We start from the raw sequence: 22,636 nt of genomic DNA on the forward strand, positions 1-22,636 counted from the left end.
TTTTTTGCTTGTCCTTTACTGGCTTCAGCATATTGCATCATTCAGTTCCACTCGCTCTCGGGTACAAAAGTTGGACGGGAAGAAGCCTCCCGATCCAACCTCCATATAAACGAACAGAACCATTTCGAACTATATTTTGGCGTTTGAAAGCCACTCGTTCGATTTATGCAGTATGCCCGCTAACCAATGAAACCGCCAGTTTCAACGCTTCATCCAGCTTGCTTGCGTCCTTGCCTCCGGCTTGCGCCATATCAGGACGTCCGCCACCTCCGCCGCCGCATACTGCCGCAACTTCCTTGACGATTTTACCTGCATGCAGCCCTTGTTTTACTTGTTCAGCAGGTACAGCTACAACGAAATTCACTTTGCCGTCCGCTGGAGCACCCAATACGAGTACCGCGTTAGGCAATTTTACTTTCAACTCATCTGCCACTGTACGCAGTACATCCATGTTCGGAGCATCTACGCGCGCTGCCAGCAATTGTGTATTTCCTGCTTGTACTACTTGATCAGTCAATTGACCAGCTTCCATGGCACTCAGCTTACTTTGTAAGGATTCAGTCTCTCTGGCCGCTTCTTTCAGTTGCAGGTTCAGACCTTCAATCCGTTTAGGTACATCAGCCACATTTGCTTTGAGCAGTGCTGCTGATTGCTTGAGCAGTTCCAACTGGCTTTCCACATAAAGATACGCGCCACGGCCAGTCACAGCTTCGATCCGACGTACGCCGGAGCCGATTCCGCTCTCGCTCACCAGCTTGAAGATACCGATCTCTGATGTATTGTTTACGTGACAGCCGCCACAAAGTTCCAAACTATAGTCTCCGACTTGTACTACACGTACGATATCCCCGTATTTTTCACCGAACAGTGCCATTGCGCCCATTTCTTTGGCTTCATCAATAGCTTTCAGTTCAATGTTTACGTTCAGACGATTCCAGATCTGTTCGTTCACCTGACGCTCGATCTCCGTTAATTCTTCCGGCGTAATGCTGCCGAAGTGCGAGAAGTCAAAGCGCAGACGTTGAGGCTCTACGAGTGATCCTGCCTGATTGACATGCGTTCCGAGCACATCTTTGAGCGCTTTGTGCAGCAAATGGGTTGCGGTATGGTTTTTGATAATATCGCCACGTTTGGATGCATCCACTTCAGCTTTAATCACATCACCTACACGCAGTTCACCGGACTCTACCGTCACCAGATGTACATGCTGTCCCAGCGGAGCTTTGAACAGGCCCTGCACTTTCGCCGTTACACTGGCTCCGCGCAGCAAGCCCTGATCACTCACTTGTCCGCCACTTTCTGCATAGAACGGAGTCTTGTCAAGGATGACCTGGCATGTCTGTCCTTCGCTTACGGAGTCTACCAATGCGTCACCAGCAACGATGGCTACCACTTTTGCTTCCGTCAACAGGTCATTATAACCAACAAACTCGCTTTTAACCTCCAGATCAGCAAGTGGTCCACCTTGAACTTTCATGCTCTCGTTCTCTTGACGCCCTGCACGTCCTAGCTCACGCTGCTTCTGCATGGAAGCATCAAAACCTTCGCGATCTACCGTCAGACCATGCTCTGCTGCATAATCTTCTGTCAGGTCAAACGGGAAACCGTACGTATCATACAGTTTGAACGCTTCAGGCCCGCTAATAACCGTACGTCCTTCGGACTTGGCTGTGCCGCTGATATCCGCAAGAATAGCCAGACCATCTGTGAGTGTTTCGTGGAAACGTTCTTCCTCGGTTTTGATCACTTTGGCGATAAACTCCTGTTTGTCCACGACTTCCGGGTAGTACATCCCCATCACTTCACCAACAGTCGTTGTCAGTTCATACAGGAATGGACGGTCAAGTCCCAGTACTTTTCCGTAACGTACGGCACGACGGAGCAAACGGCGAATGACATATCCGCGTCCTTCATTGCTTGGCAGAACGCCATCACCTACAGCAAAAGCAACGGTACGGATATGATCGGCAATGACTTTCAGTGCAACGTCAATCTCTACGCTGTCGTTATATTTCACACCCGCAAGAGCGGCTGTTCTCTGAATCATTGGTTGAAACAGGTCTGTGTCGAAGTTGGAATCCACATTTTGCAGAATGGAAGCAAAACGCTCCAAACCTGCACCTGTATCAATATTTTTGTTAGGAAGCGGTGTGTAGCTACCGTCCTTGTTATGGTTGAACTGGGAGAATACCAGATTCCATACTTCCAGATAACGTTCGTTTTCCCCACCTGGATACATTTCAGGATCACTCATGTCGTTTCCATAAGCTTCGCCGCGGTCATAGAAGATCTCGGTACAAGGTCCACACGGGCCTTCGCCGATATCCCAGAAGTTTTCATCCAATTTAATGATACGCTCAGCAGGTAGTCCCACTTTTTCGTTCCACAGTTTGAATGCTTCCTCATCTTCCGGATATACCGTAACGGACAGGCGCTCCGGATCGAATCCGATCCACTCTTTGCTGGTCAAGAATTCCCACGCCCATGTTACGGTTTCTTCCTTGAAGTAATCTCCAATAGAGAAGTTGCCGAGCATTTCGAAGAACGTATGGTGACGACGCGTTTTACCGACATTTTCAATATCATTTGTACGAATACATTTTTGGGAGTTGGCGAGACGCGGGTTCTCCGGTTTCTCCCGACCGTCAAAATACGGTTTCAACGGCGCCATACCTGCATTGATCCAAAGAAGGGATGGATCATTATGAGGTACAAGCGATGCGCTTGGCTCGATTTTGTGACCTTTACTTGCAAAAAACTCTATCCACTTGGACCGGATTTCACTGGCTTTCATACTGGATGCCCCCATTAAATTATAATAGTCCGTTGCGTATTCGCTCCGGTTGGTCAACATTGTTTTTGTAAAAAGAAACACAAAAAACGCCCCTGAATAATCAGGGACGATGTTATCGCGGTACCACCCTGGTTATTGCTGTTCATCCGCAGATAAACAAACAATCTCCTCGTTGATGCGAAATAACGGTCGCTCCCGGCAGGGTTGTCCTGCACTCCGAAATCAGCTTTCCGCCGCTTCAACTTTCAAGACTCTTCCAGCCATCGGGCTCAGATTACATCTGATCCGAAGAAGTCTATTCTCTGAGGAAAGGAACCCTCGGCGTACTTCATTTCATCATCGATTTCTTGTTCTAAACATACCCCTCCATTATATCGATATGCCTATATGGTGTCAACGCACCCTTTTGGATCAGACTGTTGCTGTGATCAGTCCGTTCTTCGTTTGATGTAATAGGCAAAAAAGTGCTGCACAATGACTTTCAGAACAGCAAAAACCGGCACCGCAAGAATAAGACCTACTATGCCCGCCAGTTCGCCTCCCACTAGGAGCGCGAAGATAATCGACAACGGATGCAAATGCAGCGTCCGCCCTACCACCTGAGGGGAGATGACGTTGCTCTCCAGGACCTGGCACAGTGTGTTCACAATGACAACGAAGAGCACCATTTTGAACGATACCGTAGAAGCCATCACCACCGCAGGAGCTGCTCCCAGAAACGGGCCAAGATAAGGCACGATGTTAAATACAGCGACAATGCTGGCGAGCAGCAGTGCATAAGGCATATCAATGACGATGTAACCGATATACGCAAAGATGCCCACAATCACACAGACGATAAATTGTCCGCGAATATAGTTTCCCAAGGCCGTATCTATCTCTTTCATCACCGAAACAATGGCCTTACGCCGTGAGCGGGGCAGGTACGCCACAATCGTACGCTCGAATACCTCAAAATCTTTTAACATATAGAAAATGAGAAATGGCACGATAAACACGTTGAACAATACATTAATGGTTGTCCCGATATTATCCATCAGCTTCGTGATGCCTTGGGTCAGCCGATCCTCCATCTGGAAAAACCAGCTGTTCATACCTGTGCGCACACTTGGCGGCATTAATTTGTGATCCATATTGTTCATCAGACTCTGGGCACGCATCGACAGCTCAGGCATATGCTCGTTGAGTTCCTCCAACTGTTCAATCAACACCGGAATGACATTCATCAGGATGACTGCGATGCAGGTGAGGAAAAAAGCATAGATTAACAGCACGGCAATGGTTCGAGGGACTTTGCGCCCTCCCAGCATGCTTACAATCGGATTGAGCACATAGGATATGATGAGGGCCACGATAAATGGTGCCAGCACTGTTTTCAAAAATCCATATATATGAAGCAGCAATGGCCGCAGCAGCCAGATAAAGTACAGAATAATCAATCCGAGTAGCAGCCAGATGGCATAACGGAACAGCTTGTTTTTGGTTAATTGCTCCACTTGCATCTCTCCCTTTTGGACTGGCTCTGAAAGTCAGTATATGTAAGGAAGGGAATATTTATTAACGCACAAAAAAAGCGCCCCCTTCATGATGAAGGAGACGCATCTTGTGATCCGGGTTAGCATATATTCATACAAGTTCCCTTGAACCACTATGTAACCGCAGCTATATACAACTGTCATCATTTTATGACAGCATTCAATGACAGTCTTTGTCATGAAACCGCATATAGAAGAAGTTATGCTGCTTATTAAGAAGAAGCATGAAGATGAGGGAAGTCTTGCGGCAGCTCTTCCCCGAAGAACAGATCATCGAGGGAACTGAGCGTGCCGTCTTCTTCCACTTGGTATACAGACATTTTCTCACCGTTCACTGTTAATTCGATAAAGCATCCCCAGCAATAAAACTGGTGGGAACCAATTTTCCCAATATCTTTGGAACTACAGTTTGGACATTTCATATTCATTCACCTATCCATTAACAGAATGAATGGCATTTTCCAAGCGCTGTTCACTCAGCGGCGGCACCATAATGGCACTTTCCCCAATAGACATATCGCTTGTACATGGCAGCCATTTGCGGCCCTCAATCAAATCGGACACAAAACCGTCCGTAATTTCAATCCCTATTATTGTATTTCCCAACTCCTGGTCAAAATAAACATCAGAGACACGTCCAAGCAGCAAACCTTCTTCGGTGAGCACGGACATCTCCTTCAATTTAGACTGGCCGAGGAGGTACGTGTGTTTTATGTCGTCGGCTCCCGTTTTGCGGACAGCCTGTTGATTACGGATCATGACGGCATCTTCGCCGTAGGCAACGATATCTTGCCACTGCACGATTTTGACATGACTGGTAAACAGGCCTTTGTTTTCAAGTTCAATGCCTTCAATTTTCCAATCGTCATTCACAATGAAATCCTGGATTTTACCGACCTGCTTCCCATCCTCAACGTCAAAAACGGCAAGTCCGATCATTTCCTGAAGCTTCATCGCAGGGTCCCCCTCATCTTCTTATCATTAAATAGTCGCGGCGCTATTGCTAGGTATGCCCAAAGTTGATGAGTGGCAATCAGACGCCGACCATCAAAACCGCTTCTATCCAACCGATGAAATGGAACTTCTTCCCTCCTTCTGTTCCATGTGCAAAGAGCCCCTTAGGCTCTATTACGCAGTCGCCCCAGAATGGTTCCAATTTTTTCGGCGGTTATCATGATTTCTTCCGTAGTATTACCCAACCCCCAGCTAAAACGAATCGCGGAATCCAAAAATGTCTCGGACAGCTTCATCGCTTTGAGCACATGGGATACTTCGAGGGAACCGGAAGTACAGGCCGAACCACTCGCAACTGCGATGCCTTCCATATCCAGATTCATGAGCATCGTCTCTGTGGATACTTCCGGAAAGCTGATGTTCAAGATATTAGGCAACGTAAATTCCGGATGTCCGTTGACGTGAAAATGCTCCGACCCTACATGCTGCTCCAGTTGTTCCAGAAGTAATGCTCGCAATGCCAGGTCATGTTCACGGCGCGCCTCCGCCTGTTCTCCTGATATTTTCAACGCCTCCGCAAAGCCAGTGATCCCCGCAATATTCTCGGTACCTGCACGTCTTTGCCGTTCCTGAAGGCCACCATGAGATCTCGCTTCCAACACAATTCCGCGCCGTACGTAGAGTGCACCCACGCCTTGAGGACCATTAATTTTATGAGCAGAGAAGCTGATCATATCCACAGGCAGTTCCTTGCAGGAAATTTCCTGAGTGCCAAGAGCCTGAACTGCATCGGTATGGAACAAAATATCATGTTGACGAGCCAACTCACCAATTTCGCGGATGGGCTGAATCGTGCCAACTTCATTATTAGCGTACATCATGGTGATCAGCACTGTATCTGGCCGGATAGCATCTTTCAGCTCTTCCAGACGTATTCTTCCGTATTCATCTACAGGCAAATAGGTCACGTCATAGCCTTGCCGCTCCAGTTCCTGACAAGTATGCAGTACCGCATGATGTTCAACAGATGTTGTAATGATGTGCCGTCCCCGTTCTTTTCTCGCTGAAACTGCGCCAAATATCGCCAGATTGTCACTTTCCGTGCCGCCTCCGGTAAAGACGAGTTCATCTGGGAAGCAATCCAAAGACGCCGCAATGACATCCCTTGCTCCACTGACGGTACGTTTGGCTTCACGCCCAAAGGCATGAATACTTGATGCATTGCCGTATTGCCCTGTCATCACTTTCATCATCGCTTCCGCGACTTGTGGGTGCATAGGTGTCGATGCGGCGTGATCCAAATATATTCTTTTCATTGATTTCACCCCGTTATATGTTGGACTTCCATCTTTTCATGTTGTGTAATTGAAAATTTAAACCAATGCTATTGTGTCGCATCTTCGTGTATAATGTTTAATATCCATTCAAAAAGGAGAGATCGGCATGAGTGACCAGGTTCTCAGTCAAATTCTGAATCAGCTTCAACAAATGGACAAGCGTTTTGACAACATCGATGGACGGCTTGAAAAGATTGAAGACAGGCTTGATACCGTGGATGGCAGACTTGATACCATGGATGGCAGGCTGGATACCATGGATAGCAGGCTTGGTACCATGGATCGCAGGCTGGATACCATAGATGGCAGACTTGACGCCATCGAGGAACAAACCAAAACCATTCCTCTGCTCCAGCAGACCGTTCTGGAGACACTGGAAGTTACCAAACGTCTTGAAGCTTCACAGATCACGTTTGAACGTAAAGTAAATGCCGAATTGAACACCCATCAGCACAGCATTGATATTTTGAACCGTCGTCAATTGCGTATGGAAGCAGATATAGAAGCACTCAAGCGTCGCTAGATTCTCGAATTTCTGACTACATTATTCCGGAAGGGAAACCTCCAAAACGGTTTCTTCTTCAGCACATGATTACATAAATCCTGTTCATCACAGGCTATTCTAGAATTAGAAGAATCACAATGTAGCTTGTTGCACGGCTAAAGCCCCCAATATGGGGGCTTTAGTGTGTCATCTGAGATGTTCATCATCAACTATGTTAGATATAGAACATATAGCTGTCTTTTTGTTCCTGATCCTGGAATGTAATCAGATCCTTCAGCGTTGTTGAATCCAGTACTTCTGCAATGCTATCACGGATGCGCAACCACAAGTCGCGCTTCGCCGGATCATCTTCCTCCGTGAAATCTACTGGGGAGATTGGACCTTCCAGTACACGAATCACATCCCCTGCCGTTACGGTAGCAGGATCGCCTGCCAGAATGTAACCGCCGTAGGCGCCACGGATACTTTTGACCAGTCCTGCATTACGCAGGGGAGCGATCAATTGCTCCAGATAATGCTCCGAGAGCTGGTTGCGCTCGGCAATACTTTTCAAAGATGTCGGGCCTTCGCCTGTTCTGGCTGCCAGCTCCATCATGATTGTGAGCCCATAACGGCCCTTTGTCGATATTTTCAAAGGAGTCACCTCTTTCCATTTTCGAAAAAACAAGTTGTGAAACATAAAATAACAGGATGTGGTCCAAGACCGTCTTTCCAGGATCCGCCACAGCGGGATATGAAAAATACAGGCCTAGTCCTGCTAATCCTCCGTATTCCGATCATAACCCTCAGCTAATGTTAACATATCTGCATGCTTTATGGAAAAGAAAGATTGACGAAATTCCAAAATGTGCGCCTGTGGTGGACACTATCCAAAATTGGCCGGGTGTATCGTAACTTGAGTCCGGTTATGCTAGAATAGAAACGAAACACATTTATATAGAGAAATGGTGATAACGATGTCCAAAACAATTGAAAATACACGGGTCGTCGTTGGCATGTCCGGGGGTGTCGATTCTTCCGTCACCGCACTGCTGCTTAAGGAGCAGGGTTACGATGTCATCGGCATTTTCATGAAAAACTGGGATGACACGGACGAGTTCGGCCACTGTACCGCTGAAGAAGATTCAGAGGACGTACGCCGGGTTTGCGAACAGATCGGCATTCCTTACTACACTGTCAACTTCGAGAAAGAATACTTTGATAAAGTATTTTCCTATTTCCTTGATGAATATAAGTCGGGTCGAACTCCGAATCCGGATGTCATGTGTAATCGTGAGATCAAATTCGGCGAATTCCTGAACAAAGCACTGGATCTCGGCGCTGACTATGTGGCTACAGGCCACTATGCTCGCCTCATTGAAGAAGATGGAACGTTCAAACTGCTGCGCGGTGTGGACAGTAACAAAGACCAAACATACTTCCTCAATGCACTGAATCAGAACCAGCTGTCCAAAGCCATGTTCCCGATTGGTCATCTGCCTAAACCGGAAGTGCGCAAGATTGCAGAAGCGGCTGGCCTGTACACCGCGAAGAAAAAAGATAGCACAGGTGTGTGCTTCATCGGCGAGCGCAACTTCAAAGAGTTCCTGAGCAACTATCTCCCTGCCAAAGGCGGAGACATGGTTGATATTGCAACCGGAGAAGTGAAGGGCCGTCATGATGGTCTGATGTACTATACGCTTGGACAGCGTCAGGGTCTCGGCATTGGCGGTTCCGGTAATGGTGAACCCTGGTTCGTGGCAGACAAGGATCTGGAGAAAAATCAACTGCTTGTCGTTCAAGGCGATGCACATGCAAGCCTGTATTCAACCGGTCTGACTGCAACAGGTGTAAACTGGATCGCAGGTGCAGCACACATGCCTAACGTACCATTCCGTTGTACCGCCAAATTCCGATATCGTCAGCCGGATCAGGGTGTAACCTTGAAATGGCAGGAAGATGGCAGCGTGGATGTACAGTTTGACCAACAGCAAAAAGCGATCACGCCTGGTCAAGCCGTTGTGTTTTATGATGGAGATGTGTGTCTCGGCGGGGGCACGATTGATCAGGTTCAAAAAGTGCCTGTACCGGCGCTGTAATAGATTCAATGACAGAAATGAATCCATCCCCATATGGATTTTGCACAATACCCTGTATTCCTATAACAAAAGCCATCTTTCATGTATACCATGACGGATGGCTTTTTTCCTTCTTTTTCCTGCAAAAAAAATAATTATCTTCACTTATGCAGCCAGCCACACTCCTGCAAAAGAGGCCGCAACCCCCAGCAGTACCGAACTGGTGACGTATATAACTGCTCTTGAGTAACGTTCCTGCCCAAGCAGACCAAGGGTTTCATATCCAAACGTAGAGAATGTGGTATACGCTCCGCAAAATCCAGTACCCACTATCACCCAGACTGCGTCCGGGATTGAAGCTGACTGATGCCAGCCATAGAGCAGTCCAAGTAACAGAGAACCACTGATATTAATGACCCATGTCCCCCATGGGAAGGCCGTTCCGAGTGAACCGGATATGCATCGACCCAAACTGTAGCGAAGCACCGCACCCAGCATTCCTGCAAGACCAATCCAGATGATCAAGGTGCAACACCGTCCTGCGTCGGTTTACCCAGCATTCGCTGACCAACCTTAATCCCCAATACACACAGTAATAACCCTGCGAGTATACTCACAACGAGGTATATAACAGCCTTCCCCCACATTCCTCCTTCAGATAAACGGACCACATCGAGAGTAAAGGTGGAGAAGGTGGTGAAGGCCCCGGTAAACCCCGTTCCAATCGCAAGACGAAGTTGAGGCGTTATTTTACCTGGAACAGCTATGGTGAAAAACCAACCCAAAAACAGGCTCCCGATGGCGTTGATCAGCAGCACTGCCCAAGGAAAGCCTTCATTGGCTGCTGGCATCCATAACTGTATCCCATATCGGCATAATGTACCCAAAATTCCGCCGATTCCAATATAGAATATTTCTTTCATTGTTCAAGCATCTCCCGGGTTATCGATCTTAAAGCACTCTGTGCCGCTGCTGGTTTAGACGAATCTTGGATTCATTGCCTTGTTCCGTTGCTTCATAGAAAATGCGGATTGTAATATGAAGTGCGACACCTACTGGAAATAAATAAAAAAGGGCCCATAGCCGGATCGTGTAGAATGAGGTTCCTACACCACATTCACACAAGGAGAATCCACCATGAGCTACACACATCTTAGCATAATTGAGCGCAGCAAGCTAGAAATCCTCCGTCGACAATGTCAAATTTCAAGAGCCATCGCAAAAGAATTAGGAAGGCATCCTTCGACGATTTGTCGTGAATTGGATCCTGCTACTTCATCGAAACCCTATCATGCAGAGCAGGCTAAAAGCGCTTATGAGGAGCGTCGTAAAGCTTCGATCTCACTTGGTAAATGGTCCGAAGCCATACGACATGATTGATGACGCCGTCGTGATTCGTATCGGAGAAAACCAAGTCTCCCTTCTGCAACTGATCATTGGACACCAGCGTACCTACCTGCGATTTCTGTCTTGATGAGCGGGGCAGATCGAAGCCGTTTTGCTTGAAGACATACTGCGTGAATGAGGAACAATCGAATTCGTCCGTTCTTCCGGAAGGTGCACCAAACTGGTAGCGAACGCCTAAAAATTGTTTCCCTGTCGAGATGACCCGATCCGCCACGGAGCTGCCGGGTACGGAAGCCGCGTGAACCGGATGGGTCGGCAGCATCATGCTTCTGGAAAAAGCAATGGAGAGACACAAGCCGATCTGGGTCATTTTCACAGAAAATTCTCATTTTTAGCTGTTACACTCATGAACAAAACCGAATCAACATGGACAGTATGAGCAGTTGATGCCGGTGGTTTCTATGACGGTAAAGGAGGATGGGCAAATGGAACAGTATACGTATAATTAGGAGGGCTTGATCCAGCCGCTCATGAGCCCGGGAAGATGGATGTTAAACAAAGTCCTGCAAGTCACCATTTTTTTGGACCATTAAAATCTTGGCAACGACCGTTGGGGATACGGCAGCGGACCTGCTGAACCAATGTGGGAGAAACAACGCAGACTTCCTTAAACTTGGATCTGGATGAATATTTTATTTAGAGAGAATGAAATATAACAAAGTTGTGGGAAACCACTTTAAAGAAAGGAAATTATATATGCAAGAAAACCAAAATAAAATGATAATTTTACTTAACAAAGTGCCCCAAGTGACAATTTTCTTTTGGATCATCAAAATTTTATGTACTACTGTTGGTGAAACATTTGCTGACTTCATCAATTTCAACATTGGACTTGGTTTAACTCTTACTACCATTACTATGGGAGTTGCATTCTTTATTGCATTGTTTTTTCAACTTAAAGCAAACAAGTATGTTCCAGCCATTTACTGGGTAACCGTTGTTCTTATAAGTGTATTTGGAACACTGGTAACGGATAATTTGACAGATAATATAAGCATACCACTTGAGGTTAGTACAACTGTTTTCTCGGTGCTACTAGGACTGACTTTTCTATTTTGGTATCTTAGTGAAAAAACACTATCGATCCACTCGATTTTTACTAAAAAAAGAGAAGTTTTCTACTGGCTTACGATCCTTTTCACCTTTGCACTTGGAACTGCAGTCGGCGACTTATATTCAGAACAACTTGGTTTTGGTTATCTTAACACAGGAATAGGCGTTGTTATTATTATTACTCTTGTGTTCTTAGCTTATAAATTTTTGAAACTTGACGGGGTATTAGCTTTCTGGATTGCATATATTTTAACTCGTCCGCTTGGAGCGTCACTTGGAGATTACCTATCTCAACCAAAAGTAAATGGCGGATTAGGACTCGGGACAACCGTTACGAGTGTCATTTTTCTTATCGCTATTTTAGCGATCATCGTTTTCCTTGCCGTTTCAAAAATTGATACAAATGCTAAAAGTGATAAAGCGGGAACAAATCAAAGTAATGCAAATAAGAAACATGTGCTAACACAAACGATTGTTGTACTCGTAATTTTCTTAGTTGTTGGTATAGGTGGTTATAACTGGCGCAGTAATTATATTGCATCACAAGGTGCTGCTGAGCAAGCTTCGTTAGGAGGTGAATTAAACGATTTTGTTAATAATGAAAATGATATGCTAAACGCTATAAATAAAAACGACTTTGCTACAGCAAAAAAAGGCGCTGATAATTTGGAACATCAATGGGATACACAAGAACCTAAGCTTCGAAAAATGGATAGCACTACATGGACGAAAATTGATGGAACAATAGATGTTGTATTAGCAGCAGTTCGTTCATCAAATTCTGATGTAAACAAGTGTAAAACAGCACTTAACAATTCACTTAGTACCATAAACGCAGCAAATAAATAATAATCTTAGGAATCGCCAACCGCGATTCCTTCTAATATGGAACTTTTATTAAACTAAATTCAGTTAAGAATATCCCTTCACAACATCGATAAATTAACATACTTCATTTGCTAAAATATAAAAAAATGCGTTTTGAAAAAGGGTTATGGAAACGTAATGGGCATCTTTAAGATGATCAGGCACATCGCCGGTGATCCCCTTGCGGACGTCTCCCCAAGCCCTGTCCAAAGCTGTATATGCCGTGTTTGATTTAGGACCGGGTATCGATCTTACAGTTCTCTGCGCCGCTGCTGGTTTAGACGAATCTTGGATTCATTGCCTTGTTCCGTTGCTTCATAGAAAATGCGGCGTGAGAGCTGTTTCGGTAAATATTCCTGTTTCACATAATGGCCCGGATAATTATGCGGGTATTGGTAGCCTTCATGTCCGAGCTTCACTGCACCGGAATAATGGGTATCCCGCAGATGAAGAGGGACCTCGGCCGATTTCACCTCATCAATGGCATTCATCGCTTTTGAGATCGCAGTGTACACCGCATTGGACTTCGGACTTTCAACAGCAAACAGGATCGCTTGGGCAATGTTCAGCTTGGCTTCAGGCCAGCCATTATTGCGATAAGCATCCAATGCCCCAATGGCCTGGGTCATCGCTTGCGGATTCGCAAGTCCAATATCTTCACTGCTCGCTGCAATTAGACGACGTATAAACGTCATCGGGTCCATGCCCAGCTTCTCTACCGCATACAAAAACCAGAACAATGCCGCATCACTGGAACCCCGAATGCTTTTATGAAATGCTGACAATACATCATATTGTGTCGATTCATCTGCCTTCACAATCGGACGACGTATAGATTCTTCCGCTACATCGAGCGTAATGTGAATCGAACCATCCTTCTCTGGCGGTGTAGTCAGTGCAGCAAGTTCCAAGGCGTTCAGCGCACGCCGAATATCGCCATTTGCCATCGTTGCAATATGCTCCAATGCCTCATCATCTGCCTGCAGGTCCATGAATCCCAAACCTTTATCCGCATCCGCCAGCGCTCGGCGCATCGCAATCAGAGAATGTTCTTTGTTCAAAGACTCCAGCTGAAACAGCGTCGAACGGCTCATCAAGGCCCCATTCACATAATGAAAGGGATTCTCTGTCGTTGCGCCAATAAAAATGATCGTGCCCTTCTCTACTGCGGGCAGCAGTGCATCCTGACGTGAACTATTAAAACGGTGTACTTCATCGAGGAACAAAATGGTTTTTGTTCCATACAACTGCTTGTTCGTTTGCGCCTGCTCGATGACTTCACGTACATCTTTGACGGAAGCATCCACCGCATTCAGACGAACGAACTGTCCTTGGGTATGCTGGGAAATAATATGTGCCAGTGTCGTCTTGCCACATCCCGGAGGACCGTAAAGCAAGATGGACGAGATCTGATCCGCTTCAATCGCGCGCCGAAGCAATTTTCCAGGTCCAATAATATGCTCTTGCCCAATATATTCATCAAGCCGCTCTGGCCGCAGACGGTCAGCGAGCAGTCTTGCTTGAGGTACTGAATCCTGCTGAAACGAAAATAAATCCATTGCTCATCACTTCCTTAACGGATTGCCTTTACTTGTTCCTGATAAATTTCTGATTAATCGCTATTCTCTATCATATCATACTCCCGCGGCAGCATACCCATAAATGCGCCAAGCGCACTGCTGACAAAGGCATCCTTGCGCGTAATAAAATGAGTCATCATCCGATTCATGCCTACCGGGAGTGTGTGCTTTCGCAGTAATCCATTTTCAATCTGGTTCCGAATGACGATCTCGGGTAACAATGAAATGCCCATGCCGGATGTGACCCCGCTAATAATCGCTTCAAGAGTTCCAAATTCCATAATGACCGGACGGGTTACACCGCTAACCGATAACCATTCCTCCAAAATCTGACGATACGAACATCCCATGCTGTAGACCAGAATCGGTTTACTGGTGAGTTCCTCGTCTTCCGGTCCCATACCGGAGGAGACAACGAATAGTTCTTCGTCGAATACAGGAGTAGCAGCAATGTCGGGGTGGTCACATGAACAACCGATAAATGCCCCTTCCAATTCATACCCAATAACCTGATCCATAAGCACTTGGGAGTTACCTGTAGTCAAAGATAAGGAGACAGCCGGATGCTGTTTATAATATTTGGCAAAAAGCTCAGGTAAACGTACCGCTGCGGCAGTCTGCGTGGAGCCTATGCGCAGTGGTCCAGAAGGTTCATTTGTAGAACTCAACGCCTTACCCGCCTCATCGAGCAGGCCTACAATTTTATCCGCATACGTCAGCAGCATCTCCCCTGCTGGAGATAATGTCATCCCCCGATTATGACGGATAAACAACAGTGTCCCTACTTCGGATTCCAGATGTCGTATCCTTGCTGTCACATTGGACTGCACGTAACCAAGGCGCTCCGCAGCTCGGGTCAGATTCCCTTCTTGTGCGACACATTGAAATATCCTTAAATCCCCGCTCTCCATTGTAAACCTCCCAACTATGCTATATCCATCCAGGCATCATTTAAAATGATATCCAATCTATTAGCAATCATTATACAGTATAGCTGCTTCGAGCTACAATCGGGGTAGATCAGAACACAGCAACTCCCTGTTCGCTGAGTTCAATTAAGGAGTGTTCACGATGATGAACTGGACCAACACTGTAGCTTTGGTAACCGGAGGCGGTACGGGTATAGGCCGAGCTACCAGTATACTGCTCGCTAGTCGTGGAGCAACCGTTGCCGTCAATTACTCCCGTTCCCAGGATGAGGCCGAAGAGACTGTACAACAAATTTTGAATGCGGGAGGTCATGCTTTTGCAGTTCAGGCCAATGTTGCTTCCGATGTCGAGGTTCGTCAAATGATAGCCTCTATCACTGATCAAGTTGGCCCTGTGACAGCACTCGTAAACAACGCCAGCATTACGCATCATATCCCAATGAAGGATCTGGAAGCCGTAACGGATGACATATGGAATGAACTATATGATGTCAATGTTAAAGGCATGTTTTACTGCGCACGAGCTGTAGCGAAAGGAATGCAGCAGGCAGGTCAAGGCGCAATCGTTAACCTCGGCAGCATAGCTGGCAGCACAGGATCCGGGTCCTCCCTTCCTTACGCAGTATCCAAAGCAGCAGTACACGGTTTGACGAAGTCTTTGGCACATGCTTTATCCCCTGATATTCGGGTTAACGCCATCATTCCGGGTGCAGTCGCGACCCGTTGGTGGGCAGGAAAGGAAGAACAGATGCATCGTCTAGGTGGTGAATTATTGTTGCAGCGAATAGCGGCAAGCGAAGACATTGCACATATGATATGCGCCGCGTTGGAGCAACCATCCATGACCGGGCAACTGATTACAGTAGATAGCGGTCAGATGTTATGAGCATGGGAAGCGAAAAGGAGGAATTCTGATGAAGCCTTTAAAATATACACTCCTGATCCTTGTTACAACTCTTATCATGGGAACCTCGTTTCCCGTAGGCAAAATCGGCATGATGTATGCTCCTCCCTTTTTGTTAATGGGACTTCGCTATATATTGGCAGGAGCATTACTAGCGTGGATCATTAGAAAACGTCCCATGCCTGTGGGGTGGAAACAGTGGATGCAAGTCGCCGTAATCGGTCTGTTCCAGTCGGCAGGAGTGATGGGCTGTGCCTACTACAGCATGAACTGGATCAGTTCGGGAGAGTCTGCTATTATCACCTTTACGAATCCGTTGCTTGTCATCATCCTGAGTGCTGCTCTATATGGAGTGTCCTATCGTTTTAGCCAGTGGACCGGTGTGGTGCTCGGATTGGTCGGAGTGGCGTTAACCTTTGGATTCCATCTGAGTATGAGTCCTGGAACGTGGATTGGCTTCGGCGGCGCTGTCTCTTTTGCTGTATCTACGTTGCTCATTAAACGTTGGGGAGCTGCTCATGATACATTTGTACTTACCGCTTACCAAATGCTCGCTGGAGGGGCAGTACTGCTTCTACTAAGTGTGTTTACAGAGCAGCCTCATTTTATCGTAAATACAACATCCATCGTTGTCCTGGTATGGCTGACCACTTTCTGTTCCATCATTCAATTCACCCTCTGGTTTTATTTGCTGCAGAACACCGATCCGGCCAAAACCAGTTCCTTTCTTTTTCTGGCGCCGCTGTTTGGACTACTGTCGAGCTTCGTCTTGTTGGAAGAGCATGTCGGCTGGATTGTGGGTGCAGGCGGGGTAATGATCTGTCTGGGCATTTTCCTGGTTAACCGCCATCCCGCCAGTCATAAGTCAGTTTTGGATAAACCGGGGTCGCCCCAACACACACCTGCAAGTTGACCAGTAGAAGAACAACAGCGAAACTTGAGGTGAGCCACTCGAAAATAAAACTCATATGAGAACGCAGAAAGAGCATGGCGTTTTAACAGCGCCATGCCCTTTCTATATTAATGCTATGTTCAACAACAAGGATTCACTCTGCCTCGCTGTCAGGCCAACCCTGAATGGCAACAGACTCGCCTTCCGGATTGTGGGTTGCAGCAGCATAGTCTGGCAATGGGCCGTCGTGGAATAACCACAGTTCGTGCAGCGCCCTTGTACAGCCAACGTATAACAGCTTCGCATCACCCGCATTGGGCAAATAGTGTTTCTCATCCGCGTCCGCTACGATCACTGCATCAAACTCCAACCCTTTCGACAAATAGACAGGTAAAACGGAGTGACCGCCTGTGTACTGTTTTTTGCCGCCGTCAATCAAGTTCAGATCCCAGCCTGCTGCCTGAAGTTCACGGTGAAGCTCCTTTGCTTCATGCAGTGTACGGGTCAGAATGGAGACTGTGCGATAATCTTTGACTGTTAACAGCTTCAGGGCCTGTTCGAGGCTTGCTGTGCGGCCTTTACCACCGTAAGCTAACGTCCGTACAGGATCACCACTCCGGAATACAGGAATCGCCGTAATGCCGCTCTTGACACCCCGCTCCAGAATCGTATTGGCATAATCGATAATTTCCATCGTTGAGCGATAACTTCGCGTCAATGCAAAGTATGCATTCTGTTCCTCAGGAAACAGCGAACTCATCTCTTCCCACGTATGAACACCACGGTACTCATGAATACCTTGGGACAGATCCCCGAGTATGGTGAAGGAATGCCCTTTGACAAACTGATCCAATAACGCCACATGAAAAGGAGAAAAGTCCTGCGCTTCATCAATGACGACGTGATCGAAGCGCTCGGAGCCTTCAATATCGTGAACCAAGGTATGAACGTACACCAATGCAGGCAAATCCTCTTCACGGATGATATCCTGCTTCAGATCTGCTGCCGTTTGTTTCATCACCAATTTGGGAATTAACCCACTGAGCGAGGCAGGAACCGAACCGCCTTTAACAACCTTGAACAGCTGTTTGTACAGCGTAAGCGGTTCATATTGAGGCCATTTTTTGGCGTAAGCCTTCTCACGGGTTGCCGCTTTCTTTTTACGCTCTTTGCGAACGGCTTCCGGGCAAGGTTTCTTGAGTTCCATCTCAATCCAGCGGTGAATACGCGCCATCACCCGCTCTTTGCGTTTTGCCAGCGGATAATGTTTGTACTCTTCCCCAAACCAGTTCTCAATCTCCGCTTTGCTGAGCACTGCACCATCCCATGGACTAAAGTCCATATCAGGTACGGATTCTTCTTCCATTCCGGATAACCACTCCCGGATCAGTTCCATGAAGCGGATCGAGCCTTTGTAGCGCCCTGGTACATCATCATTAAGTTCAGGACGTGCATCCGGCGTTTCAAACCAGGTGTACAATGTCTCCGACGTGTCTGCCAAAGGTAGGTCCAGCCCCAGCAGGTTCATCGCCCAATCCGGGAATGTACGCTGCTGAATATCCCCTACACCGAGCTCCGGGAGTACATCCGATATGTAATCCAGGAACATATGGTTGGGTGCGAAAATAACCATTTTCTCCGCAGATACCTGCTCCTTATACTGATAGAGTAAAAAGGCGAGGCGATGCAGCGCGACGGTTGTTTTACCCGAACCGGCCACACCCTGAATGATCAATGCGGTGTTTCTCGCCGCACGAATGATCTGATCCTGCTCCGCCTGAATGGTGGATACGATATCACGAAGCTTGTTGTCTTTGTTCTCACCCAATCGATACACGAGGAATTCATCCGATACGGCTGGCTGGTCGCTGTCCCGATTGTACGTATCCGCCACACGTTCCAATATACGCTGCCGAATAACAACGTTTCGTTTCAGATAAACCAGGCCCTCAATGAGTCCCTCCGGGGCTTCATACGTTGCGGAGGCTTCCCCTCCGGTAAATGAGTAAAACAGGCTTGCGACAGGAGCACGCCAATCAATGACGAGCGGATGCTCTCCCACCTCTTCGCGGTCTACGCCGATTTTGCCAATATACAGCGGTTTCCGTGCACCACTGCCCTGTTCTTCGAAATCCAAGCGTCCGAAATAGGGTTGCTGCGCGCTCTTGGACAAGGCGGTGCGGCGCTCTTCACGCCCGGCCTCCAGCACTTGCTCTGTGAAGTCGTGGCCGGTATACACCGGAATATTCCGCAGCCGTTCCAGCTGACTGTCCACTTCCTTCATCGTTCGCTCTAACCTGTACTCTTCTTCTTGATAGGCACTTTGAAAGCTGTCTGACATGTTTCAGTTACCTCCTAAGAATATGTTTTTCTGCATAGTCAACACTGACGACACAAAAGGATACCCACTATATCATATTGATGTACAAAAAGCTACAGTAACCTGGATAGCCAAATGAAAGAAACCGCTGTTCCTGTTCGCAAAGAACAGATGAACAACGGTCTTCCTTTTACATCATTCCGGTTCCGAATCCGGCTTTCCATCCTGTGCCACAAACTGTTTCTGTGCCAGTTCACGGTATACCGGGTGGTTGCTAATTAGCTCCGCATGTGTTCCCGTTCCCGTCACATGTCCCTGTTCCAGAACAACAATCTGATCAGAGTCGACGACGGTGGACAATCGGTGTGCAATAACAACCGTTGTTCGTCCTTCCATCAGATTGGACAGGGCTTGCTGCACTTCATGTTCGGAGGTGCTGTCCAGACTGGACGTCGCTTCATCCAGCAACAGAATATCCGGGCTGCGCAGCAGGGCACGAGCAATGGCAATCCGTTGGCGTTGACCACCGGAGAGCTTGATCCCGCGTTCTCCCACTTCCGTGTCGTAGCCCTGAGGCAGTTTATCAATAAAAGCGGAGGAATACGCCATTTCTGCCGCCTGTCTAATTTCATCCATACTCGCCTCACGGCCCAGCCCGTATGTCATGTTTTCCTTAATTGTGCCCGCCATCAGAGGGCTCTCCTGTGATACATATCCAATCTTGCTTCGCCAAGAGGCTAATGAATAATCGGTTATGGCTTGTCCACCATATGATATACTGCCCGACTCTGGAAGATAGAACTGCTCCAAGAGGGAGAACAGCGTTGATTTCCCGCTGCCGCTTGGCCCCACAATGGCGGTCACTTTACGGGCAGGAACGGTCAGATTAATTCCATGCAGTACCTCTTCCCCTGTTACATATGAGAAATGGAGATTGTTAAATGTAATCGTCTCATTGCCCTTGGGGGCAATTGCTGTGTTATGGCGCGGTTCTTCTTCGTGTGCCAGAATAGCCTGAATGCGTTCTGTCGCACCGACAACCTTTTGCAGACGTGAATACAGTGTCGTAAATTGCCCCATCGGCATAATCACTTGGAACAACAACAGAATGAAGGCAACCAGTTCACCCGGAGACAGCAATCCAGAAGCTACCCGCATGCCGCCAACACCCAGAATAACAACCAGCACAGCCGTCATGACAAACGTAAAGAGTGGACCGATCAACGCCAAAATCCGAGCTTCCTGTAGTCCAAAAGCAAACATCTTCCCAATACGGGAATCGCCTGCTTCCGCCTCCTGTTTCTCCGTTCCATAAGCTTTCACCAAACGAATCTCGCCAATGACTTGGCTGAGCACCGAAGTAAGACCTGCCATTTCGTCCTGCTGCTTTTTGGAGATTTTGTACATTTTACGACCAACAGGCAGCAGGATCAGCAGCGTTAGCGGCACCAGACTCAGAATAATGAGTGACATAACCCAATCCAGATAGAAAAGCAACGCTACCCCGCCCACAACCGCAACGATATTGGACACAAAAGAAACGAGATAATCCGCAATTAGCGTCATAATCTGACTCGTATCATTCGTAATTCGACTCATCGTATCCCCTGTACGATTCCGGTCGAAATATGGCATCGGTAGGGATAACACCTTGTTCCACAGCTTCGTTCGCAGTGTTGCAACCACCCGTTGACCTGCATAGTTCAACATATAGATGCTGATGCCTGAAGCGATGGCCTGAATAACAAATGCCCCCAGCAGCAGGAAAATAACGGACTTATTCAGCGCAGACATTGTAAGCCCATCAATCAGGCCTTTGGTCATCAATGGGACAATCAGTCCGGCTGTCGTCTGAATAAGTGTCAGGATCAACGCGATGATCAGAATTAGCTTTGGTGGATTTGTGGCAGCTATCAGCTTCACAAAATCCTTGAATCCTTTTTTTCCTATTTTCGATTCAGCTTGACCTGTCTGTTGTTGCTCTTCCATTACCGTTCCCCCGTTCTCCCCTTGTTCACCAGAGATCATACGTATGAACTTACATTACGTTTCCTGTCTTTTACAATATCCCATGCAGCACAAAATTGGCCAAAAACAGGATGGCAATGCCGTACATGACTTTAGGCACCTGTTTGCCCTGACCCGCCGCGAGCTTCGCCACCGGATACGCAATAAATCCAAATGCCATGCCGTCCACGATGCTGTACGTAAATGGAATCATGACCATGATCAGAAAAGCAGGAAAAGCTTCCGTGAAATCACTGAAATCCATGTCCTTCACACTTTGTACCATCAAGCCGCCAATAATGATCAAAATCGGTGCAATAGCACTGTCCGGAATATAACCCAATAGTGGAATAAAGAAGAACGTTGCACCAAACAGCACTGCGGTAACCAGTGGAGTCAAGCCTGTACGTCCACCAGCCGCTATGCCTGCAGTTGTCTCCGCCGCAGCTACAGTAGGACTGCTGCCAAAAATTCCGGCAAAAATATTCGAGATCGACAGCGCCCGCAAACTGCCCTTAAATCTTTGGGGGCGACCAATGAGATGGGTTTGGGCTGTGATCAGGCCGATGTTTTCAAATACAACGATCAGCAACAACAAAAATACAGCAATCCAGAACGATAGATCCACCAGATTTGCGAAGGACAGCTGGGCAAACAAACCGCCGTATTGATGCAATGCTGCTGTGGCAGACACCGGATCACCCGGTTTTACAGCACCAAGCACATAAGCTAGTCCTGTTCCCGCCAGAATACTAATCAGGAGCCCGCCTTGTACATTGCGTATAAATAAAATCAAGGCGATCACAAGAGTAACACAGGCGGTGATCACTCCAGGATCATTAAAATGGCCGATCGCCACAAATGTGGTCTGGTGTGCGATGACGATTCCGCTTTTTTGCAAACCGATAAACGTCAGGAACAGGCCAATCCCCACCGTAATACCATGCTGCAGGTTTTTCGGAATGGCTTCACTGATTATTTTATATAACGATGTAAAGGCTACGACCGCAAACAGCAAACCGGTGACGGACACAACCGCCAAGGCTTCCTGCCAGCTTAATTTCATCGAATGTACGAGTGTGTAGGTGAAAAATGCATTAATCCCCATGCCAGGTACAACGATAATAGGCGACTTACCGCCAAATGCCATCAGCAAACAACCCGCAATGGACGTCAGCAGTGTACCCACCATTGCCGCCTGCAGCGGCATTCCGGCATCGGCCAGAATTGTTGCATTGACCATTATGATATAGACCACGGCAAAATAAGAAATGGCCCCCGCCACAATTTCCTTCTTCCACTGGTCTCCCGGCTCCAGGCCAAGTCGTCTGGTCATCCATCCTTGTTTCATTCGTTCCGTTCCCCTCTCTCTATCTAAGCCGAACAAAAGTATTTTACACTCTACCACTGCGTGGACAGAACAACCTTCCGATCCCTGTTATCCCCAGATTTTTAGATTTATGTTTTAAAAGTTAAATCCGGTGATAGCGTATGC

General features: G+C 47.3%; 22 protein-coding genes and 1 pseudogene. 7 read left to right on the forward strand and 16 right to left on the reverse strand.

Annotated features, from left to right (window positions below):
• Positions 1-163: 163 nt before the first annotated feature.
• The 5 genes from alaS to MKY42_RS25775 form a co-directional block, all read right to left on the reverse strand.
• Positions 164-2,794 carry an alanine--tRNA ligase gene (gene alaS, locus MKY42_RS25755; protein ID WP_339845771.1) on the reverse strand — a complete coding sequence of 877 codons (2,631 nt, stop codon included), beginning with the start codon at positions 2,792-2,794 and terminating at the stop codon, positions 164-166.
• A gap of 428 nt (positions 2,795-3,222) precedes the next feature.
• Positions 3,223-4,290, reverse strand: coding sequence for an AI-2E family transporter (locus MKY42_RS25760; protein WP_110001984.1), 1,068 nt, complete (start codon positions 4,288-4,290; stop codon positions 3,223-3,225).
• A 251-nt stretch (positions 4,291-4,541) separates the two neighbouring features.
• A complete protein-coding gene (locus MKY42_RS25765; RefSeq protein WP_024633070.1) occupies positions 4,542-4,751 on the reverse strand; it encodes a hypothetical protein in 210 nt (69 codons plus the stop codon).
• A gap of 10 nt (positions 4,752-4,761) precedes the next feature.
• Positions 4,762-5,283, reverse strand: coding sequence for a PRC-barrel domain-containing protein (locus MKY42_RS25770; RefSeq protein ID WP_024633069.1), 522 nt, complete (start codon positions 5,281-5,283; stop codon positions 4,762-4,764).
• A gap of 164 nt (positions 5,284-5,447) precedes the next feature.
• A complete protein-coding gene (locus MKY42_RS25775) occupies positions 5,448-6,599 on the reverse strand; it encodes a cysteine desulfurase family protein (protein WP_339845776.1) in 1,152 nt (383 codons plus the stop codon).
• 127 nt (positions 6,600-6,726) lie between these two features.
• Between MKY42_RS25775 and MKY42_RS25780 the strand changes: the two genes are divergently transcribed.
• Positions 6,727-7,143 (forward strand): hypothetical protein, encoded by a 417-nt coding sequence (locus MKY42_RS25780; RefSeq protein WP_339845779.1) that lies wholly within the window; start codon positions 6,727-6,729, stop codon positions 7,141-7,143.
• Positions 7,144-7,339: 196 nt separating this feature from the next.
• Here the strand turns inward: MKY42_RS25780 and MKY42_RS25785 are convergent, their stop codons facing one another.
• Positions 7,340-7,759 carry an Rrf2 family transcriptional regulator gene (locus MKY42_RS25785; RefSeq protein ID WP_076287765.1) on the reverse strand — a complete coding sequence of 140 codons (420 nt, stop codon included), beginning with the start codon at positions 7,757-7,759 and terminating at the stop codon, positions 7,340-7,342.
• 322 nt (positions 7,760-8,081) lie between these two features.
• On the opposite strand from MKY42_RS25785, the gene mnmA reads away from it, so the two are divergent.
• Positions 8,082-9,203, forward strand: coding sequence for a tRNA 2-thiouridine(34) synthase MnmA (mnmA, locus tag MKY42_RS25790; protein WP_339845782.1), 1,122 nt, complete (start codon positions 8,082-8,084; stop codon positions 9,201-9,203).
• A gap of 144 nt (positions 9,204-9,347) precedes the next feature.
• On the opposite strand, the gene crcB (MKY42_RS25795) is transcribed toward mnmA, so the two are convergent.
• The 3 genes from crcB (MKY42_RS25795) to MKY42_RS25805 are packed head-to-tail and all read right to left on the reverse strand — an operon-like array spanning position 9,348 to position 10,334.
• Positions 9,348-9,707, reverse strand: a complete 360-nt coding sequence (gene crcB / locus MKY42_RS25795) for a fluoride efflux transporter CrcB (RefSeq protein ID WP_090903959.1) — start codon at positions 9,705-9,707, stop codon at positions 9,348-9,350.
• On the reverse strand, positions 9,704-10,105 hold the full coding sequence (crcB, locus tag MKY42_RS25800) for a fluoride efflux transporter CrcB (protein WP_090903960.1): 402 nt from the start codon (positions 10,103-10,105) through the stop codon (positions 9,704-9,706). Before crcB (MKY42_RS25800) ends, crcB (MKY42_RS25795) begins: the two co-directional genes overlap by 4 nt.
• A gap of 28 nt (positions 10,106-10,133) precedes the next feature.
• The gene (locus tag MKY42_RS25805) at positions 10,134-10,334 is read right to left on the reverse strand and encodes a hypothetical protein (protein ID WP_339845786.1); all 201 of its coding nucleotides are present in this window, start codon (positions 10,332-10,334) and stop codon (positions 10,134-10,136) included.
• Here MKY42_RS25805 and MKY42_RS25810 point away from each other — a divergent pair.
• Positions 10,320-10,562 carry a helix-turn-helix domain-containing protein gene (locus tag MKY42_RS25810; RefSeq protein WP_256222376.1) on the forward strand — a complete coding sequence of 81 codons (243 nt, stop codon included), beginning with the start codon at positions 10,320-10,322 and terminating at the stop codon, positions 10,560-10,562. The genes MKY42_RS25805 and MKY42_RS25810 overlap by 15 nt on opposite strands.
• Here the strand turns inward: MKY42_RS25810 and MKY42_RS25815 are convergent.
• Positions 10,486-10,854, reverse strand: a complete 369-nt coding sequence (locus MKY42_RS25815) for a C40 family peptidase (RefSeq protein WP_306459243.1) — start codon at positions 10,852-10,854, stop codon at positions 10,486-10,488. The genes MKY42_RS25810 and MKY42_RS25815 overlap by 77 nt on opposite strands.
• A 272-nt stretch (positions 10,855-11,126) precedes the next feature.
• Here MKY42_RS25815 and MKY42_RS25820 point away from each other — a divergent pair, with 272 nt between their 5' ends.
• A complete protein-coding gene (locus tag MKY42_RS25820; protein ID WP_339845789.1) occupies positions 11,127-11,216 on the forward strand; it encodes a hypothetical protein in 90 nt (29 codons plus the stop codon).
• Between the two features lie 69 nt (positions 11,217-11,285).
• A pseudogene (locus MKY42_RS25825) lies at positions 11,286-12,047 on the forward strand (hypothetical protein); the annotation flags it as partial.
• Positions 12,048-12,584: 537 nt separating this feature from the next.
• Here the strand turns inward: MKY42_RS25825 and MKY42_RS25830 are convergent.
• The 3 genes from MKY42_RS25830 to MKY42_RS25840 are packed head-to-tail and all read right to left on the reverse strand — an operon-like array spanning position 12,585 to position 15,000.
• Positions 12,585-12,719: a hypothetical protein gene (locus MKY42_RS25830; protein ID WP_339845791.1), complete on the reverse strand. Its 135-nt coding sequence runs from the start codon at positions 12,717-12,719 to the stop codon at positions 12,585-12,587.
• A gap of 41 nt (positions 12,720-12,760) precedes the next feature.
• On the reverse strand, positions 12,761-14,068 hold the full coding sequence (locus tag MKY42_RS25835) for a replication-associated recombination protein A (protein WP_110001989.1): 1,308 nt from the start codon (positions 14,066-14,068) through the stop codon (positions 12,761-12,763).
• A gap of 53 nt (positions 14,069-14,121) precedes the next feature.
• The gene (locus MKY42_RS25840) at positions 14,122-15,000 is read right to left on the reverse strand and encodes a LysR family transcriptional regulator (RefSeq protein ID WP_090903964.1); all 879 of its coding nucleotides are present in this window, start codon (positions 14,998-15,000) and stop codon (positions 14,122-14,124) included.
• Positions 15,001-15,163: 163 nt separating this feature from the next.
• On the opposite strand from MKY42_RS25840, the gene MKY42_RS25845 reads away from it, so the two are divergent.
• Both MKY42_RS25845 and MKY42_RS25850 read left to right on the forward strand, forming a co-directional pair.
• Positions 15,164-15,904, forward strand: coding sequence for an SDR family NAD(P)-dependent oxidoreductase (locus tag MKY42_RS25845; RefSeq protein WP_179265791.1), 741 nt, complete (start codon positions 15,164-15,166; stop codon positions 15,902-15,904).
• 28 nt (positions 15,905-15,932) lie between these two features.
• Entirely contained in the window at positions 15,933-16,835 is a 903-nt protein-coding gene (locus MKY42_RS25850) for an EamA family transporter (RefSeq protein ID WP_090903965.1), read from the forward strand.
• A gap of 133 nt (positions 16,836-16,968) precedes the next feature.
• Here MKY42_RS25850 and MKY42_RS25855 read toward each other — a convergent pair whose 3' ends face one another.
• The 3 genes from MKY42_RS25855 to MKY42_RS25865 form a co-directional block, all read right to left on the reverse strand.
• Positions 16,969-19,155: a UvrD-helicase domain-containing protein gene (locus tag MKY42_RS25855; RefSeq protein ID WP_090903966.1), complete on the reverse strand. Its 2,187-nt coding sequence runs from the start codon at positions 19,153-19,155 to the stop codon at positions 16,969-16,971.
• 174 nt (positions 19,156-19,329) lie between these two features.
• Positions 19,330-21,123 carry an ABC transporter ATP-binding protein gene (locus MKY42_RS25860; protein WP_339845798.1) on the reverse strand — a complete coding sequence of 598 codons (1,794 nt, stop codon included), beginning with the start codon at positions 21,121-21,123 and terminating at the stop codon, positions 19,330-19,332.
• A 70-nt stretch (positions 21,124-21,193) separates the two neighbouring features.
• Positions 21,194-22,492, reverse strand: a complete 1,299-nt coding sequence (locus MKY42_RS25865) for an NCS2 family permease (protein WP_339845801.1) — start codon at positions 22,490-22,492, stop codon at positions 21,194-21,196.
• Between the last annotated feature and the right edge of the window lie 144 nt (positions 22,493-22,636).

Origin of the sequence: Paenibacillus sp. FSL W7-1088, from assembly GCF_037969855.1 — a bacterium.
In the GTDB taxonomy this organism is placed as follows: domain Bacteria; phylum Bacillota; class Bacilli; order Paenibacillales; family Paenibacillaceae; genus Paenibacillus.